This is a genomic window from Salegentibacter sp. T436 (assembly GCF_001932675.1).
Classification (GTDB): Bacteria; Bacteroidota; Bacteroidia; order Flavobacteriales; family Flavobacteriaceae; genus Salegentibacter; species Salegentibacter agarivorans.
In genome coordinates, this window is record NZ_CP012872.1 from 3721525 (window position 1) to 3736640 (window position 15116).

Genomic DNA, 15116 nt, shown 5'->3' on the forward strand with positions numbered 1-15116 from the left:
TTCAATTGCGGACCGAAAATATAAAATTCATGTTATCAATAATATCCATTTGAGTAAAGCATTGCTATTTTTAGAAATTTTAACCCATTTTTCGACAAAATGATTAATTATTCCGTTGAAATACCTTTAATTTTTTAACAGAAAAATCGCTGATTCAATTTCAAGAGTCGTTTTATAAAAATATTCCGGGCTTTAGAGTTGAACAGTTAAGTTTGACCCGGATAATCTATTTATCTTTGAGTTTTTAAAAATGAATATAACCGGCCTAATTCCCAATCCTAGAAATTGATAAATAATTATCTTCAAATTCATAAAAAGGGTGAAAATTATATACGAATGAAAAAAACCAGATTAAGTTTATTCCTGCTTCTTTCAGTAATTCTATTAAGTTGTAAAGGAAACGAGGTTAAACCTTCAGAAATTAAAGGGCAACTAATAGCTATAGATGAAAAGATTGAACCCGATGCCGAAATTGAGGAATTTGTAGCACCGTTTAAAGAGCATCTCAATAAAACGCTAGATAGCACTTTAGCTTACAATCCAAATGATATGGTGAAAAGTGACGGCGACCTCAACACCGCAATTGGAAACTTAATGGCCGATTTGGTAATAGAACAGGCCAACCCTATTTTTAAAAGCAGAACCGGAAATGAAATAGATATGGTTTTGCTAAATCACGGCGGAATTAGAGCTGGTCTCAACAAAGGAAATATTTCTACCCGAAGTGCATACGCACTAATGCCTTTTGAAAATGAAATTGTAGTAGCAGAACTTTCCGGAGAAAAAATTAAGGAAATGCTTACTTACCTGGAACGTGCAAAAACCGCACATCCTGTTAGCGGAATCCAGATTGAAATGGATCAGGATTATAAGGTTACCAGCGCAAAAATAAACGGTGAAGATTTTGATGAAGATAAAACCTATTTTGTAGCTACTTCAGATTATTTGCAACAAGGCGGCGATAATATGAACTTTTTTAAAGATCCAATCCAATTATATAAAGTAGACTATAAACTGCGCAATGCCATTATAGATTATTTTAAAAAGGTAGATACTTTAACGGTTGAGAAAGACAATAGATTTATAAGAAAGTAAGAAATGAAAAGAAGAAATTTTATACAACAAACCTCGGCAGCAACGGCTTTTATAGGGATTGGTGGCTTAAGTTCACTTTCATTTAAACCTAACTATAAAAAGCACATTACCATTTTACACACCAATGATGTGCATAGTCATATTGAGCCTTTTGGCCCTGATGATTCCAGGAATCCTAATATGGGCGGTGTTGCCAGGCGAGCGACTTTAATTCAGCAGATTAGAAATGAAAATCCCAATACTTTACTTTTAGACGCTGGGGATATTTTTCAGGGGACGCCTTACTTTAATTTCTATGGAGGCGAACTGGAGTTTAAGCTGATGAGTAAAATGAAATATGACGCGGCTACCATAGGAAACCACGATTTTGATAATGGGATAGATGGATTATATGCACAACTTCCACACGCCGAATTCGATTTTATTTCATCTAATTATGATTTCAGCAATACGGTGATGGATGGGAATACCCACGAGCATAAAATTTTCACTAAGGATGGTGTGAGAATTGGAATTTTTGGTTTGGGAATTGAACTGCAGGGTCTGGTGAACGATAGTCTTTATAAGGAAACGAAATATCTGGATCCCATAGAAATTGCGCAGGATCAAAGCCGAATTCTAAAAGAAGAAAAGAATTGTGACCTGGTTATTTGCCTTTCGCATTTAGGCTATAAATACAGCAGTGATAAGATTTCTGATATTAAACTAGCACAAACCACCGAAAACATAGATCTCATTATTGGCGGCCACACTCATACTTTTTTGGATAAACCAACGGTTGAAACCAATAAGGCCGGTAAAAAGGTTTTAGTAAATCAGGTGGGTTGTTACGGACTTTACCTGGGAAGAATTGATTTTTATTTAGATGATAAAAATAATATTGAAACAAATGGAGTCAAGATCGAGGTTTAGCGATTTTTAAAAGTCAAAAAAGATCTGATTTAACTTTTGAATGTGAGAATTGAAGCGATAATGGGTTGCCTTTAATTTGAAATCGGGTTTATTTTAATTTGGCCACCAACAGCTTTTAAAACTTTCATTATTGTTGAAAATTGTGGTTTTGCACCATCAGATAAAGCTTTGTATATACTAGGCCGACTTAACCCGGTTTCATCTGCAATTTTTGTCATTCCAATGGCCTTTGAAATATGCCTTAATGCTATAATTAAATCTGAAGTATCCCCTTCTTCTAAAACAGAATTAAGATATTCAACAATCATGTCGTTGCTGTCCAAATAATCTGCAATATCAAATTTTGATGTTTCCATTCTTAATTTTTTAATTTGCTCCAAATTTCTTTTGCCTTTTCGATGTCCTTTTGCTGGGTTGATTTATCACCGCCAATAAGCAGTATAATAATTTTCCCATCTCTTTCCTTGAAATATATTCTATAAGCTTTTAGCGTAATTTATTCTTAGTTCACTTATTCCATCTCCAACAGGTTTACAGTCTCTAAAGTGCTCGTCGTTTTCCAGTTTCTGGATTCTGAACAAAATCTTAGATTATGCCCTCAAATCTTTTAATTTCCTTAGCCACTTGTCAAATTCTACTGTTTTCTCTATAAAATACATCCTTCTAAGTGTATTCACTTAGATACAAAAGTATATAATTTTTTTGAATTCAGATTTCTAATAATGAAGTTTTTAAAGTGTATCCAGACTCAAGATAACATCTCCAGGAATTCTTCTTCCGTAATAATTTTAGTCCCCAGTTTTTCTGCCTTTGCCAGTTTGCTGGGCCCCATATTTTCGCCTGCAACCAAATAGTCCGTTTTTCCTGAAATTGAACCGGAAACTTTTCCGCCGTTATCTTCTATCATTTTCTTGAGTTCATTTCTGGCAACTTTTTCAAAAACCCCGGAAATCACAAAAGTAATGCCCTCAAGTAAATCGCTCTGGTTTTCCAGTTCTTCTACAGCAATTTCCAATTGAAGTCCGTAGTCCTTTAAACGCTGCACGATCTCCCTGTTTTCTTCGGAAGCAAAAAAATCGGTTACACTTTCGGCTATGCGCTCTCCAATTTCATCAACCGCTGTAAGATCTTCGGTTGAAGCCGAAGCCAAAGCATCTATATTTTTGTAATGCTTTGCTAGTTTTTTAGCTACAGTTTCGCCCACATATCTTATTCCAAGGGCAAATAAAACCCTTTCAAAAGGAATTTCTTTAGATTTTTCAATTCCATTAATAAGGTTTTCCGCCGATTTCTCTGCCATTCGTTCCAATGGAAGAATATCTTCTTTTTTCAGGGTATATAGGTCGGCATAATTGGTAATTAAATTAGCATTCACCAACAAAGCAACGGTTTCTCCACCCAGGCCTTCTATATCCATTGCTTTTCGGGAAATAAAATGTTGAATTCTCCCTATAATTTGCGGCGGACATCCATTATAATTAGGGCAGTAATGTTGCGCTTCGCCTTCTTTTCTAATTAACTCGCTATCGCATTCGGGACAGGTTTCGGCATATTTAGTTTCGGGAGTTTCGGGATCTCTTTTAGTGAAATCAACCCCCACAATCTTCGGAATAATTTCACCTCCTTTTTCAACAAAAACAGTATCTCCTTCCCGTACATCCAGTTTTTCAATTTGATCGGCATTGTGTAAAGACGCACGTTTCACAGTAGTTCCGGCTAATTGTACCGGTTCAAGATTTGCTACGGGCGTGATTGCTCCTGTTCTCCCAACCTGGTAGGTGATCTTATTTAATTTAGTACTCTCCTGTTCAGCCTTAAATTTATAAGCCATTGCCCAGCGTGGGGATTTAGCGGTATAACCTAATTCATCCTGCTGATCAAAACTATTTACCTTCACCACTACCCCATCGGTTTCATAAGGTAAATCGTGGCGGTGTTGGTCCCAATAATTCACGTAATCGAGAACTTCAGCTATACTATTTTTTAACTCGGCTTCAGGTGGCACTTTAAAGCCCCAATCCCTGGCTTTTTCCAAACCTTCAAATTGTGATTTTACCGGTAAACTATCGGCTACCAAACTATAAAGCAGGCAATCTAAAGGTCTTTTGGCAACCTCAGCACTATCCTGGAGTTTTAAGCTTCCGGAAGCGGTATTTCTAGGATTTGCATAAGGTTCTTCGCCTGCTTCTACCCTTTCGGCATTCATTTTTGCAAAACCTTCATAAGGCAACACTATTTCACCCCGAATATCAAATTTCTGCGGAAATTCTCCCTTCAGTTTTAAAGGTACAGATCTAATGGTCTTTATATTATTGGTAACATCATCTCCCTGGAACCCATCCCCACGGGTAACTGCACGTTTTAATTTTCCATCCTCATAAGTCAGGCTAATAGAAGCTCCATCGTATTTTAATTCGCAAACATACTGTACTTTACCCCCAATAGATTTCTCGATCCGCTTTTCCCAGTCTTCCAGCTCTTCTTTAGAGTAAGAATTGGAAAGCGAGTACATTCTATAATCGTGAACTACGGTCTCAAAATTTTTAGTTATCGCACCACCTACACGGCGCGTGGGAGAATTAGGGTCATCAAATTCAGGATTTTTTTCTTCCAGCTCCTGTAATTCTTTCAGCTTCATATCAAAATCGTAATCGCTGATCTCGGGCTTATCCTCTATATAATATAAATAATTATGGCGGTGTAATTCTTCGCGTAACTGTTTGATCTTTTCTTCGGTACTCATAAAAGGCTGGTAAGTTATTGCTGGGCTTTTAGTTGATCGTTTTCAAAAACAAGGGAATGCTTTTTTCCCTGGTACGTAAATTCTATTTTAAATTCAGATTTATAGGCTTTATCATCTGTAGGAAACCAATCTTTAAGTTTTTGGTTTATGGTGATGAGCAAACCTTCGTCATCACCTATCGCACAAAAATGCTCAAAATCGCCATCATATTTATCTAACTGAAAATTTGAATTTAGAAAGTCGAATTTCTCCTGAATGTTCTCTGTTACCAGGCCTACCTCACTAATTCCCAAAATACTTTTTTCTGAAAATAATGCTGATTCCGGTTTACTGAAACTCTCACGAGAAATGAATTCTATAATATTTTTATCTTCGTCATAGAAGTACAAAGATTTAGCATTCCAGGCCATAAAATCTACAATTTCCTGCCCATTACCTTTCAAAACCGGAACCCATTCTTTTACCCATTCCAGGGCTTCTTTATGCTGCCCATCGGGAATATGAAATGCGATATGGTAAGCTGTTGCGTTTTCTTTTTGCTGAAATTTTATGGTAGAATACCCGGTTTCAACTTCAAAATAGTCTTCGGAATAACCCGTGATATTTAAATTTAACTGCTCCCGGTAAAACCGAAGTTGTTCCTTAATATTATCGGAATAAATTTGAAGTTTATGGATTTTCATAATGTCTTAATTTAGGTCTGGTCTTTATTCATCCATTTGGGAACAGGCATAGGCTTAAAATTATACATTTTTTCCAGTAATTCCTCAATATCTTCCCCAATAAGCAAAAGATTAAAATTCTCTTTTCTAAGCAAACCTTTTCTCACCATGGTTTTAAGCATCGCGATAAGATCGTCGTAAAACCCGTTAATATTTAATAATCCAATAGGATTTTGATGCAGCCCTAATTGGCCCCAGGTTACAATTTCAAAAAGCTCTTCAAAAGTTCCAAACCCGCCAGGCAGGGCAATAAAACCATCGCTTAATTCGTGCATTTTAAGCTTGCGCTCGTGCATATCTTTGGTAGTGATCAATTCGGTTAAACCGGTATGGACTACTTCTTTGGTCTTTAAAAAATCTGGAATCACCCCAATAACTTCTCCTCCGTTTTGAAGGGTACCGGCAGCAACCTGCCCCATTAAGCCAAGTTTACTTCCGCCAAATACCAATTTAATATTCTTTTGAGCTAAAACTTTTCCCAGACGATAAGATTCTGAGAAAATTTTCTCATCGTTGCCTTCGCTGCTTGCACAAAAAACGGCAATGCTTTTAAGTTGGTTTTTACTGTTGTTTTCCAAAATTATTGGTTTATGAAATTTAGAACTATTGGGTTTTAAAAACCTTAATATTAACGCAATTCTCCTTTTAGCATTCTGAAATTTCCAAAAAGATCTTTTCGCAATTCGGTGCTAAAACCATATTTCTGCATCATCTTTTCGGTTTCTTCGGCCAGGTATTGGTTGATCTCAAAATAGAGCTTCCCGCTAGGATTTAGGCTACTTTTAGCCAATTTCGTGATTTTCTCATAGAAAATTAAAGGATTTTCGTCTTTTACATATAATGCAGTAGGTGGATCGTATTCTAAAACATTTCGGTGCATTTCCTTTTTCTCCAGTTCCCTAACGTAGGGCGGATTAGAGACAATAACATCCCAGTTTCCCTTAAGAGCTTCGGTTTTTAAAATATCTTCCTGGATAAAATTAATGTCAACATTATTAATTTCTGCATTGGTTTTCGCCATTACCAGAGCTGCTTCAGAAATATCTATAGCCGAAATTTGAGCTTCCGGAAGATTTTTTGCCAGGCTAATAGCGATGCAACCACTCCCCGTCCCAATATCCAGGATTCGCCCAGATTCCTCTTCGAAAAATTCTTCTAAAATCCATTCAACCAATTCCTCGGTTTCTGGTCTTGGTACTAATACATTTTTATCAACCTTAAAAGTCAATCCGAAAAACTCTGTTTCCCCAATAATATGCTGAATGGGTTCGTGGTTTTTTAAACGCGCTAAGGCTGACTCTAGTTTCTCAATCTGACTTTTATCAATTTCAAGCTCAGGATTTAAAGCAAGATTTAACCGATTGATCTTGAAAAAAGCTTCTGTTAGCATAAAGAAAAAAGAATGCACTTCTTCCACAGGATATTCATTTTCCAGCGATTTAGTAAAAATTTCTTTTTGGGCTTTTAGTTTCATCTTTCCAGTTGTGGGTTGTGAGTTCTCGGTTCTCGGTTTTGGGTTATCTGTTATCAGTTGTGAGTTGGGCGTTGTCAGTTTGAGGAAAATCCAAATTCCTGATTCTTATCTCCTGGATCTTGTTTCTTGTTTCTTAAATCTTTTTTCTTTCTTTTCTCTCTACTCTTTTCTCTTGATTAAAACATAAAATCGTGGCGTTCCTCCCTGTCTCGCGATAACGTAAAAAAGACTCCTCCCTCTTCATTCTTCACTCTTTACTCTTTACTCCTACTTCTCAAACATCCCTAATCATCCACATCGTACAATTATAATGGCCGGTGTCTCCAAGGGGTTTTTCTAAAGATTTGAAGCCACTGCGTGCGTAGAGTTTCCGTGCGCTTTTCATATAAGGAAGGGTTTCAATATAGCATTGTTCAAAATTCTGAGATTTGGCGAACTTAAGACAGGTATCCATCATTTGGGCGCCAAGACCTTTGCCACGAGCTTCAGGCAAGAAATACATTTTTTGCAATTCGCATATTTTTTCTTCCAGCCCAATTAACGGTGCAATTCCTGCTCCTCCAATAATTTTCCCTTCATCTTCCACCACAAAATAATTCATTCGCGGAGGCTGATAAGTTGCATACATATCGTCTAGCGCCTTGTCTTCATAGGCGGCTCCTACTTTTGGAACGCCCATTTCTACCAAAACCTTTCTTACTACTTCGGCAACTTGTTGATTGTCTTCGGGTTGAATTTCCCGTATTTTTAACGTGCTCATTCTTGTTAAATAATCCTATTTTAGAGGCGTGAATATACACGAAAAATATATAAAACGCTGTATTGAACTGGCCAAAAACGGACTGGGAGCCACCTATCCCAATCCGCTGGTAGGCAGCGTAATTGTTTATAAAAACAAGATAATCGGTGAAGGCTGGCATCAAAAAGCAGGAGCCCCACACGCCGAGGTAAACGCTGTAAATTCTGTGAGAGATGAATCGCTTTTAAAAAAGTCTACCATCTATGTGAGTCTGGAACCCTGCAGTCATTTTGGAAAAACGCCGCCTTGCAGCGATCTAATTATCGCTAAGGGTATTAAAAAAGTGATTATTGGTACAGTAGATCCTTTTGCTGAAGTTGCCGGTCGCGGCATCAAGAAACTGATGGAAGCCGGTTGCGAAGTTCAGGTAGGAATTCTGGAAAAAGAATGCCAGGATCTCAACAAACGTTTTTTCACTTTCCATCAAAAGAAACAGCCTTATATTATTTTGAAATGGGCGCAAACCGCTGATGGATTTATCGCTCCAAAAGTCCAGGAAAAACGCGAGCCGGTTTGGATCACGAATCAATATTCAAAACAATTGGTGCATAAATGGAGAAGTGAAGAACAGGCTATTCTAGTAGGCACCAATACGGCCATTGCTGATAACCCCAAACTAAATACAAGGCTTTGGAATGGCAAAAACCCGGTGCGGGTAGTGATAGACAAAGAATTAAAAATTCCGCAGGAATCTGCATTGTTTAATGGCAGTATCAAGACCATTGTTTTAACCGAATATGTAAAAAATTCAGGAGATAATTTGATATTTGAAAAGCTTGATTTTCAACAGGATATAGTGAAACAAATTTGCGAGGTGCTTTATCGGCACAACTTACAATCGGTTATTATAGAAGGTGGCGCAAAAACACTTCAGACTTTTATTGACGCCAATCTTTGGGATGAAGCCAGAGTTTTTACCGGAATTTCAGAATTTCACGAGGGAATAAATGCTCCGCAATTTTCAGGAATTAAGCTTTCAGAAACTAATTTGGAGCGTGATACTTTAAAGAATTATAAGAATGATTAAAACCATAATTTTCGATTTCGGAGACGTATTCATCAACCTGGACAAACCGGCCACGATGCGCGAAATGAATAAACATGAAATCGAAGAACTTTCAGAAAGTTTGCTCAATATCAATCAGAAATATGAAAAAGGGCTTATTTCTTCTGAAGAATTTGTAAAATCTTATCAGAGCGAATATACTCAGCTTCAGGAAGAACATTTCAAAAATTCCTGGAACGCTATTTTGGTTGATTTCCCTGAATATCGTTACCAGTTTTTAAAGAAAATTTCCGAAGAAAAAAATTACCAATTAATTCTTTTGAGTAACACCAACGAAATTCATATAGATTGGGTTAAAGAAAATGTACAGTTTTTTGAAGATTTTAAAGCTTGTTTCGATGCTTTTTATCTTTCACACGAGATCAATTTTAGAAAACCAGATGCTGAAATTTATGAGTTTGTGCTAAAACAACACGGCTTAAAACCTCAAGAATGTCTTTTTATTGACGACACCAAAGAAAACACTGATGCTGCAGAAGATTTAGGAATCCACACCTGGAATATTGAACCTACCCGAGAAGATGTCATCGATTTATTTACCGCTAAAAAGGAATTATTTTGATCTACCTGCTGCTTAGCATCCTTTCTTCTACGGTTATTTTTATCGTATTTAGGCTCTATAAAAAATACGGGGTAAATACACTGCAAGCTATCATTGTTAACTATTTTATCGCCTGTATTGTGGGCTTTTTTGGCTATATAGAAAGTGTTGATGATATTGTGAGAATTCCTTCAGAAAAATGGTTTTTTGGAACGCTCATTTTAGGTGCGCTTTTTATTACGGTTTTTAATCTTGCCGCGATTACCACCCAACGCAGCGGACTTTCAGTCGTTTCAGTAGCCACCAAAATGTCGGTTGCGATTCCTGTTTTCTTCGGAATATTTATTTATGATGAAAGCCTGGGCTTTTTAAAAATTTCGGGGATTCTGCTTGCACTAGCAGCGGTTTATTTGAGTTCCATTAAAACCGCAAAAGGCATTAAAATAAAGAAAAGGAATTTAGTATTTCCGCTCTTGGTTTTTATTGGAAGTGGGATAATTGACACCACCATAAACTACCTTGAAAATTTTTATGTTTCTGAAACCGATGTCGGCCTTTTTTCTTCCAGTATTTTTGGAATCGCCGGGATTATTGGAATAACAATCTTAATTGGACAGGCAGTTTTAGGAAAATTAAGAATTACCTGGAAAAATATAGCCGGCGGGATCGCGCTGGGAATTCCGAACTATTTTTCCATTTATTTCCTGGTTATGGCATTGCGTGCTCCCGGAATTGAAAACTCGGTTATTTTTACTTTAAACCATGTAGGGATTGTGCTAGCATCTACAATTCTTGGAATTATACTTTTTAAAGAAGTTCTTTTGAAGAAAAACTGGATTGGAATTGCGTTAGCCGTGATAAGTATTATCCTTGTGGCGAGTAGCCAGTAGTTTTACTGAAAAGACCTCACAGGTTTTGGAAACCTGTGAGGTCTAAAAAATAGCGATACATAATGAAAGACACCTATAAAACCATAACCAAAGCCTCTCCCGAAGTCTTGTTTAAAGACCGGAACTCCAAGTTTTTTGGTTATGCTTTTCCGGTAAAGACAGAAGAGGAAGCCAATATTCATTTAGAAGAACTAAAAACCAAACATCATAAAGCGCGGCACTGGTGTTACGCCTGGCAATTAGGAAAACAAGATTTTCAATATCGTGCCAATGATGACGGAGAACCCTCAAATTCTGCCGGAATGCCTATTTACGGACAAATACAATCTTTTGAGGTTACTAATATATTAATAGTCGTTGTAAGATATTTTGGTGGTGTAAAACTCGGTGTAGGCGGCTTGATTAACGCTTATAAAACGGCCTCACAAATGGCGCTGGAAGAATCGAATATAGTAACCCGAACCATAGACGAAGCTTTTGAGATCAGTTTTGATTATCCTGAAATGAATATTGTGATGCGTTTAATTAAAGAAAACAATCTCAATATCATCGAACAAAAACTGGAGCTGGATTGCAAGATCTATATTTCGGTTAGAAAAAAAGACGCTGAAGCAATTTTTGAAAAGTTTGATTCAACATATAAGGTTGAGATTAAAAGGTTGGAAGATTGAAGGTGATTTTAAAAAATATTAGGTTTTAAATTAGTTCTGAAACTTCGGGACAGGATCACAGTAAAAATTAAACATTCGAGGTTTTGAAAACTGTGAGGTTTGTTTAATATCTACTTCAGCTTATCCAAAATATACTGCGGGCAGCGAATTGGTTTTTTGGTTTTGGAATCCATAAAAACCAATGTTGTATAAGCTTTTGTAATTAAGTCTTCACATTGGTTAAAAACTAAATATTCAAAAGTAATTTTTACCGAGGGAAGTTCTTTCAATCGCACTTCAATTTTAAGTTCATCGTCAAAAACCGCAGGTTTTAAAAACTTTGTATTCAACTCATAAACAGGCAGCATCACCCCGTTTTCCTCCATAGACTTATAAGAAATCCCAAGCGCCGAAAGCCAGTCTAAACGGGCAATTTCAAAGTATTGAGCATAATTACCGTGATGCACCACACCCATTTGATCGGTTTCCGCATAACGGACTTTAACATAAGAAACGTGACTTTTCATATTGAATTTAACAGCTAAATTGAATGAGGTTTTGTACTTTCATAAGCGGAATTAAGTATGCACATAATTTTCTTAAAATTCAACCCTAAACCGGTTTTTTTATTACATAATTTGTTCACATATTTGTTCTACCAAAGTTGAGAGACTCCTAAATCTTTTAACTGCTAATAAACCACTACTAATCTAAAATAATACAACACAAAGCATGTCAAAAACTGCGCAATCAGTTTGGAATAGCTGTCTGGCTTTTATCAAAGATAACATCACTCCACAGGCTTATAAAACGTGGTTTGAACCTATACAAGCAGTAAAACTTACAGATTGTGCACTAAGCATACAGGTGCCCTCAAAGTTTTTTTACGAATGGTTAGAAGAACACTATGTTAAGCTCTTAAAAGTTTCTCTTACCAAAGAATTAGGGGAAAAAGCCAAATTGGTCTATGTGATCAAAATGGAAAATACCTACGGCAATAAAATGCCATTTACCGAGAAAATCCCGAGTACGCAGCGCAGTCATATGGCTTCCCAGGAAGTAGACGTGCCACTAAAAAATAAAAACCCCGAATTAAAAAACCCTTTTATAATTCCCGGGATTAGAAATGTAAAAATCGAGTCTCAACTTAACCCGAGTTATAATTTTGAAAATTTTCTGGAAGGAGATTCCAACAGGTTGGCAAGATCGGCGGGGTTAGCTGTAGCCAATAAACCAGGTGGAACTTCTTTTAATCCGTTACTAATTTTTGGTGGTGTAGGATTGGGAAAAACACATTTGGCGCACGCTATTGGGGTTGAAATAAAAGATAAATATCCAGAAAAGACGGTTTTATATATTTCTGCTGAAAAATTTACCCAACAGTATATAGAATCTGTAAAGAAAAATAACCGAAACGATTTTATTCATTTTTACCAGATTATTGATGTTTTGATCGTGGATGATATCCAATTGCTTTCAGGAAAAGCAGGAACTCAAGATGTATTTTTCCACATTTTCAATCATTTACACCAAAACGGAAAACAGGTAATTCTTACCAGTGATAAAGCGCCGGTAGATATGCAGGATATTGAACAACGCCTGCTTTCTAGATTTAAATGGGGACTTTCAGCAGAATTACAACACCCCGATTTTGAAACCCGTATTTCTATTATTAAAAGCAAACTTTATCGCGACGGAGTAGAAATGCCGGAAGAAATTGTTGAGTTTTTGGCTAATAATATTAAAACCAATATTAGGGAACTGGAAGGTGCTATTATTTCTCTTATTGCCCACTCTTCTTTCAACAAAAAAGATATCACTTTAGAACTCGCTAAAAAGATCGTAGACAACTACGTGAAAAATACCAAGCGCGAAGTTTCTATAGATTATATTCAGAAAGTGGTGAGTGATTATTTCCAGATGGATGTGCAAACTTTGCAGTCTAAAACCCGAAAAAGGCATATTGTACAGGCGAGACAATTGGCCATGTTCTTTGCTAAAAAGTTTACAAAAGCTTCTTTGGCAAGTATTGGCTCTCAAATTGGAAAACACGATCACGCTACGGTTTTACACGCTTGCAAAACGGTAGATAACCTGGCGACGACTGATAAGCAATTCAAAAAGTTTGTTGAAGACCTCAACAAAAAACTTACCATATAAAAGCATTTTTATGAAGACTAAGGTATTGATGGTGTGCCTCGGCAATATTTGCAGATCACCGCTTGCCGAGGAAATTTTAAAATCTAAGGTAGACCAATCTAAGGTATTTGTAGATTCGGCCGGGACCGGAGATTACCACATAGACGATGCGCCAGATCCTCGCTCTGTTGCAATAGCGAAAAAGAATAACCTTGATATTACATACCAGCGCGGAAGACAATTTCAGGTGGAAGATTTTGATAAATTCGATCGCATTTATGTGATGGATAATTCCAATTTTAAGGATGTAATGGCCCTGACCAGAAACGATGACGACCGGACGAAAGTTCATTTAATTCTTAATGAAATATTCCCTTCTGAAAATGTAGATGTTCCAGATCCTTATTTTGGTGGCGACCACGGGTTTGAAAATGTATACCAGATGCTGGATGAAGCTTGCGAAAAAATAGCAGACCAGCTGAAGGAAGAAAACAAAGCATAATGACAGACTTTAGATATTCAGGAAAACTTTACCTGATTCCCACAACTATGGGAGCGGCAAACCCAATGCAGGTTTTACCAATTCAGGTTAAAGAAATTATGGAAAACCTGGATATTTTTATTGCCGAAAATGAAAAAACTGCCAGGAGACATATAAAACAGCTGGTTCCTGAAAAGCAACAATCTACTTTAAAATTTTTTCATCTAAATAAATTCACTGAAGCTTCAGAAATTCCTTCATTTTTAAACGATTGTAAAGAAGGAAAAAATATAGGCTTATTGAGCGAAGCGGGTTGTCCCGGTGTTGCAGATCCAGGTGCTGAAATTGTGAAAATTGCGCATAATGAAGGCATCCAGGTAATTCCATTAGTGGGACCCTCTTCAATTCTATTAGCAATGATGGGCAGCGGAATGAACGGACAACGTTTTACATTTAACGGCTATTTGCCGATAGACAAAAAAGAACGGAAAAAGGAAATTAAAGATTTAGAACGATTTTCTATTGAAAAGCAGGAAGCGCAAATTTTTATTGAAACCCCTTACCGAAACAATAAATTGCTTGAAGATCTGCTTCAGCTCTTAAATCCCACGACCAGGCTTTGCGTGGCTTGTGATCTTACCTTACCTACAGAGTACATCGTAACCAAACCGGTTTCAGAATGGAGTAAAACAAAAACAGACCTCCATAAGAGGCCTGCTATTTTTATATTTCAGAAAGAAATTTAAGCTCTAAAAGCTTGAATATCTACTCTCGGGTTTTTTTCCGGTTTTACAAACGAAGTATCATAACCGCCAAATTTCTTCAAATAATTTCTAATTGAAGTTCCAAAAGCATCACTAAAAGACTGGGCTCCCCAGCTTCTAAGGTATTTTTTCACACTTCCCGGTCCAGCAAGATGGGCAGCGGCAAGAATACCAGACTCGGTTACTTTCACCCCATTAATTACTTTGCCTTCAAAACGTGCAATATCACGAATTAATATCCATTTGTTTCTGGAAGCATTGGTATAAAATGCGGCTTCCTGGAGTTGTGGTGAGTTAAGGAATTCTGCACTATTGTAAATGCCAAGTAATTCCAGGGTTCCAATACCAAACTGGTATTTCCCCATATAACCAAACTCATTAATTGTTTGATAATTTCCGCGAGATTCTTTAAAACCTAGCGCTTCTTTAAAACCAACATAGGACTTTCCCAGTTCAGGTAACGCCCTTTCAAGGCTTTGATCTTTTGCTAACTCGCTTTCCTCTACAAGGGCTACGGTATAGTTTAGATCTAAATTGGAAGTTGAATAACCTTCAATTTCCAAATTCGCTGCTTCTCTAGTTGAAAAACTGAAAAACATGCAGCCTGCAAAAACAGGCAAGATTGAAAATTTTGCAATTTTCCTTCTCATTACATTTTGTTTCCGAAAGGTTAACGGTTTGGGCTAAAAAAATTAAGCTTACGCCCCTTTCAATTTTGCCGTGCAAATGTACAACAAATTTTAAAAATCTGAAGCACAACCTGTTAAGTAAATTATAAAGTTATGGAATGACTTAACATCGCTCTAAGAGTACGTATGCTAAGGCGTTAGAACTTTCTTA

17 protein-coding genes are annotated in these 15116 nt (G+C 36.8%); 9 read left to right on the top strand and 8 right to left on the bottom strand.

Annotated elements, in window-relative coordinates; all coding sequences use genetic code 11:
* Positions 1-336 precede the first annotated feature (336 nt).
* Both AO058_RS16585 and AO058_RS16590 read left to right on the top strand, forming a co-directional pair.
* Positions 337-1095 carry a 5'-nucleotidase C-terminal domain-containing protein gene (locus AO058_RS16585; protein WP_075327556.1) on the top strand — a complete coding sequence of 253 codons (759 nt, stop codon included), beginning with the start codon at positions 337-339 and terminating at the stop codon, positions 1093-1095.
* A gap of 3 nt (positions 1096-1098) precedes the next feature.
* The gene (locus AO058_RS16590) at positions 1099-2007 is read left to right on the top strand and encodes a bifunctional metallophosphatase/5'-nucleotidase (protein WP_075327557.1); all 909 of its coding nucleotides are present in this window, start codon (positions 1099-1101) and stop codon (positions 2005-2007) included.
* 71 nt (positions 2008-2078) lie between these two features.
* On the opposite strand, the gene AO058_RS16595 is transcribed toward AO058_RS16590, so the two are convergent.
* The 6 genes from AO058_RS16595 to AO058_RS16620 all read right to left on the bottom strand — a co-directional run bounded on the left by AO058_RS16595 (position 2079) and on the right by AO058_RS16620 (position 7706).
* Positions 2079-2363 (bottom strand): addiction module antidote protein, encoded by a 285-nt coding sequence (locus tag AO058_RS16595; protein ID WP_075327558.1) that lies wholly within the window; start codon positions 2361-2363, stop codon positions 2079-2081.
* Between the two features lie 392 nt (positions 2364-2755).
* Entirely contained in the window at positions 2756-4750 is a 1995-nt protein-coding gene (gene ligA, locus AO058_RS16600) for an NAD-dependent DNA ligase LigA (RefSeq protein ID WP_075327559.1), read from the bottom strand.
* A gap of 14 nt (positions 4751-4764) precedes the next feature.
* Positions 4765-5433 (bottom strand): VOC family protein, encoded by a 669-nt coding sequence (locus AO058_RS16605; RefSeq protein ID WP_075327560.1) that lies wholly within the window; start codon positions 5431-5433, stop codon positions 4765-4767.
* An 11-nt stretch (positions 5434-5444) separates the two neighbouring features.
* The gene (locus AO058_RS16610; protein ID WP_083634205.1) at positions 5445-6050 is read right to left on the bottom strand and encodes a TIGR00730 family Rossman fold protein; all 606 of its coding nucleotides are present in this window, start codon (positions 6048-6050) and stop codon (positions 5445-5447) included.
* A gap of 50 nt (positions 6051-6100) precedes the next feature.
* Positions 6101-6946 carry a peptide chain release factor N(5)-glutamine methyltransferase gene (prmC, locus tag AO058_RS16615; RefSeq protein ID WP_075327562.1) on the bottom strand — a complete coding sequence of 282 codons (846 nt, stop codon included), beginning with the start codon at positions 6944-6946 and terminating at the stop codon, positions 6101-6103.
* Between the two features lie 274 nt (positions 6947-7220).
* Positions 7221-7706, bottom strand: coding sequence for a GNAT family N-acetyltransferase (locus AO058_RS16620; protein ID WP_075327563.1), 486 nt, complete (start codon positions 7704-7706; stop codon positions 7221-7223).
* 28 nt (positions 7707-7734) lie between these two features.
* On the opposite strand from AO058_RS16620, the gene ribD reads away from it, so the two are divergent.
* The 4 genes from ribD to AO058_RS16640 all read left to right on the top strand — a co-directional run bounded on the left by ribD (position 7735) and on the right by AO058_RS16640 (position 10913).
* Complete coding sequence (gene ribD, locus AO058_RS16625) at positions 7735-8772, top strand: bifunctional diaminohydroxyphosphoribosylaminopyrimidine deaminase/5-amino-6-(5-phosphoribosylamino)uracil reductase RibD (RefSeq protein WP_075327564.1); 1038 nt, start codon at positions 7735-7737, stop codon at positions 8770-8772.
* The gene (locus tag AO058_RS16630; RefSeq protein ID WP_075327565.1) at positions 8765-9373 is read left to right on the top strand and encodes an HAD family hydrolase; all 609 of its coding nucleotides are present in this window, start codon (positions 8765-8767) and stop codon (positions 9371-9373) included. Before ribD ends, AO058_RS16630 begins: the two co-directional genes overlap by 8 nt.
* Positions 9370-10242, top strand: coding sequence for an EamA family transporter (locus AO058_RS16635; protein ID WP_075327566.1), 873 nt, complete (start codon positions 9370-9372; stop codon positions 10240-10242). Before AO058_RS16630 ends, AO058_RS16635 begins: the two co-directional genes overlap by 4 nt.
* 62 nt (positions 10243-10304) lie before the next feature.
* Positions 10305-10913, top strand: coding sequence for an IMPACT family protein (locus AO058_RS16640; RefSeq protein ID WP_075327567.1), 609 nt, complete (start codon positions 10305-10307; stop codon positions 10911-10913).
* A 110-nt stretch (positions 10914-11023) separates the two neighbouring features.
* Here AO058_RS16640 and AO058_RS16645 read toward each other — a convergent pair whose 3' ends face one another.
* Entirely contained in the window at positions 11024-11419 is a 396-nt protein-coding gene (locus AO058_RS16645; RefSeq protein WP_075327568.1) for an acyl-CoA thioesterase, read from the bottom strand.
* Positions 11420-11624: 205 nt separating this feature from the next.
* Here AO058_RS16645 and dnaA point away from each other — a divergent pair, with 205 nt between their 5' ends.
* From dnaA to AO058_RS16660, 3 genes are read left to right on the top strand one after another with little or no spacing between them, the layout of a single operon-like run.
* A complete protein-coding gene (dnaA, locus tag AO058_RS16650; RefSeq protein ID WP_075327569.1) occupies positions 11625-13052 on the top strand; it encodes a chromosomal replication initiator protein DnaA in 1428 nt (475 codons plus the stop codon).
* 10 nt (positions 13053-13062) lie between these two features.
* Complete coding sequence (locus AO058_RS16655) at positions 13063-13533, top strand: low molecular weight protein-tyrosine-phosphatase (protein WP_075327570.1); 471 nt, start codon at positions 13063-13065, stop codon at positions 13531-13533.
* Positions 13533-14258, top strand: coding sequence for an SAM-dependent methyltransferase (locus AO058_RS16660; RefSeq protein WP_075327571.1), 726 nt, complete (start codon positions 13533-13535; stop codon positions 14256-14258). The genes AO058_RS16655 and AO058_RS16660 overlap by 1 nt, the downstream gene beginning before the upstream one ends.
* Here the strand turns inward: AO058_RS16660 and AO058_RS16665 are convergent.
* Positions 14255-14926: a peptidoglycan-binding protein LysM gene (locus tag AO058_RS16665; RefSeq protein ID WP_075327572.1), complete on the bottom strand. Its 672-nt coding sequence runs from the start codon at positions 14924-14926 to the stop codon at positions 14255-14257. The genes AO058_RS16660 and AO058_RS16665 overlap by 4 nt on opposite strands.
* Positions 14927-15116: the final 190 nt, after the last annotated feature.

Excerpts from the sequence above, each read along its gene's own strand:
- AO058_RS16655 (WP_075327570.1), top strand. The coding sequence starts at position 13,063 with ATGAAGACTAAGGTATTGATGGTGTGCCTCGGCAATATTTGCAGATCA.
- AO058_RS16640 (WP_075327567.1), top strand. The coding sequence starts at position 10,305 with ATGAAAGACACCTATAAAACCATAACCAAAGCCTCTCCCGAAGTCTTG.
- AO058_RS16590 (WP_075327557.1), top strand. The coding sequence starts at position 1,099 with ATGAAAAGAAGAAATTTTATACAACAAACCTCGGCAGCAACGGCTTTT.
- AO058_RS16630 (WP_075327565.1), top strand. The coding sequence starts at position 8,765 with ATGATTAAAACCATAATTTTCGATTTCGGAGACGTATTCATCAACCTG.
- AO058_RS16660 (WP_075327571.1), top strand. The coding sequence starts at position 13,533 with ATGACAGACTTTAGATATTCAGGAAAACTTTACCTGATTCCCACAACT.
- AO058_RS16585 (WP_075327556.1), top strand. The coding sequence starts at position 337 with ATGAAAAAAACCAGATTAAGTTTATTCCTGCTTCTTTCAGTAATTCTA.
- AO058_RS16645 (WP_075327568.1), bottom strand. The coding sequence starts at position 11,419 with ATGAAAAGTCACGTTTCTTATGTTAAAGTCCGTTATGCGGAAACCGAT.
- dnaA (WP_075327569.1), top strand. The coding sequence starts at position 11,625 with ATGTCAAAAACTGCGCAATCAGTTTGGAATAGCTGTCTGGCTTTTATC.
- ligA (WP_075327559.1), bottom strand. The coding sequence starts at position 4,750 with ATGAGTACCGAAGAAAAGATCAAACAGTTACGCGAAGAATTACACCGC.
- prmC (WP_075327562.1), bottom strand. The coding sequence starts at position 6,946 with ATGAAACTAAAAGCCCAAAAAGAAATTTTTACTAAATCGCTGGAAAAT.
- AO058_RS16605 (WP_075327560.1), bottom strand. The coding sequence starts at position 5,433 with ATGAAAATCCATAAACTTCAAATTTATTCCGATAATATTAAGGAACAA.
- AO058_RS16620 (WP_075327563.1), bottom strand. The coding sequence starts at position 7,706 with ATGAGCACGTTAAAAATACGGGAAATTCAACCCGAAGACAATCAACAA.
- AO058_RS16595 (WP_075327558.1), bottom strand. The coding sequence starts at position 2,363 with ATGGAAACATCAAAATTTGATATTGCAGATTATTTGGACAGCAACGAC.
- AO058_RS16665 (WP_075327572.1), bottom strand. The coding sequence starts at position 14,926 with ATGAGAAGGAAAATTGCAAAATTTTCAATCTTGCCTGTTTTTGCAGGC.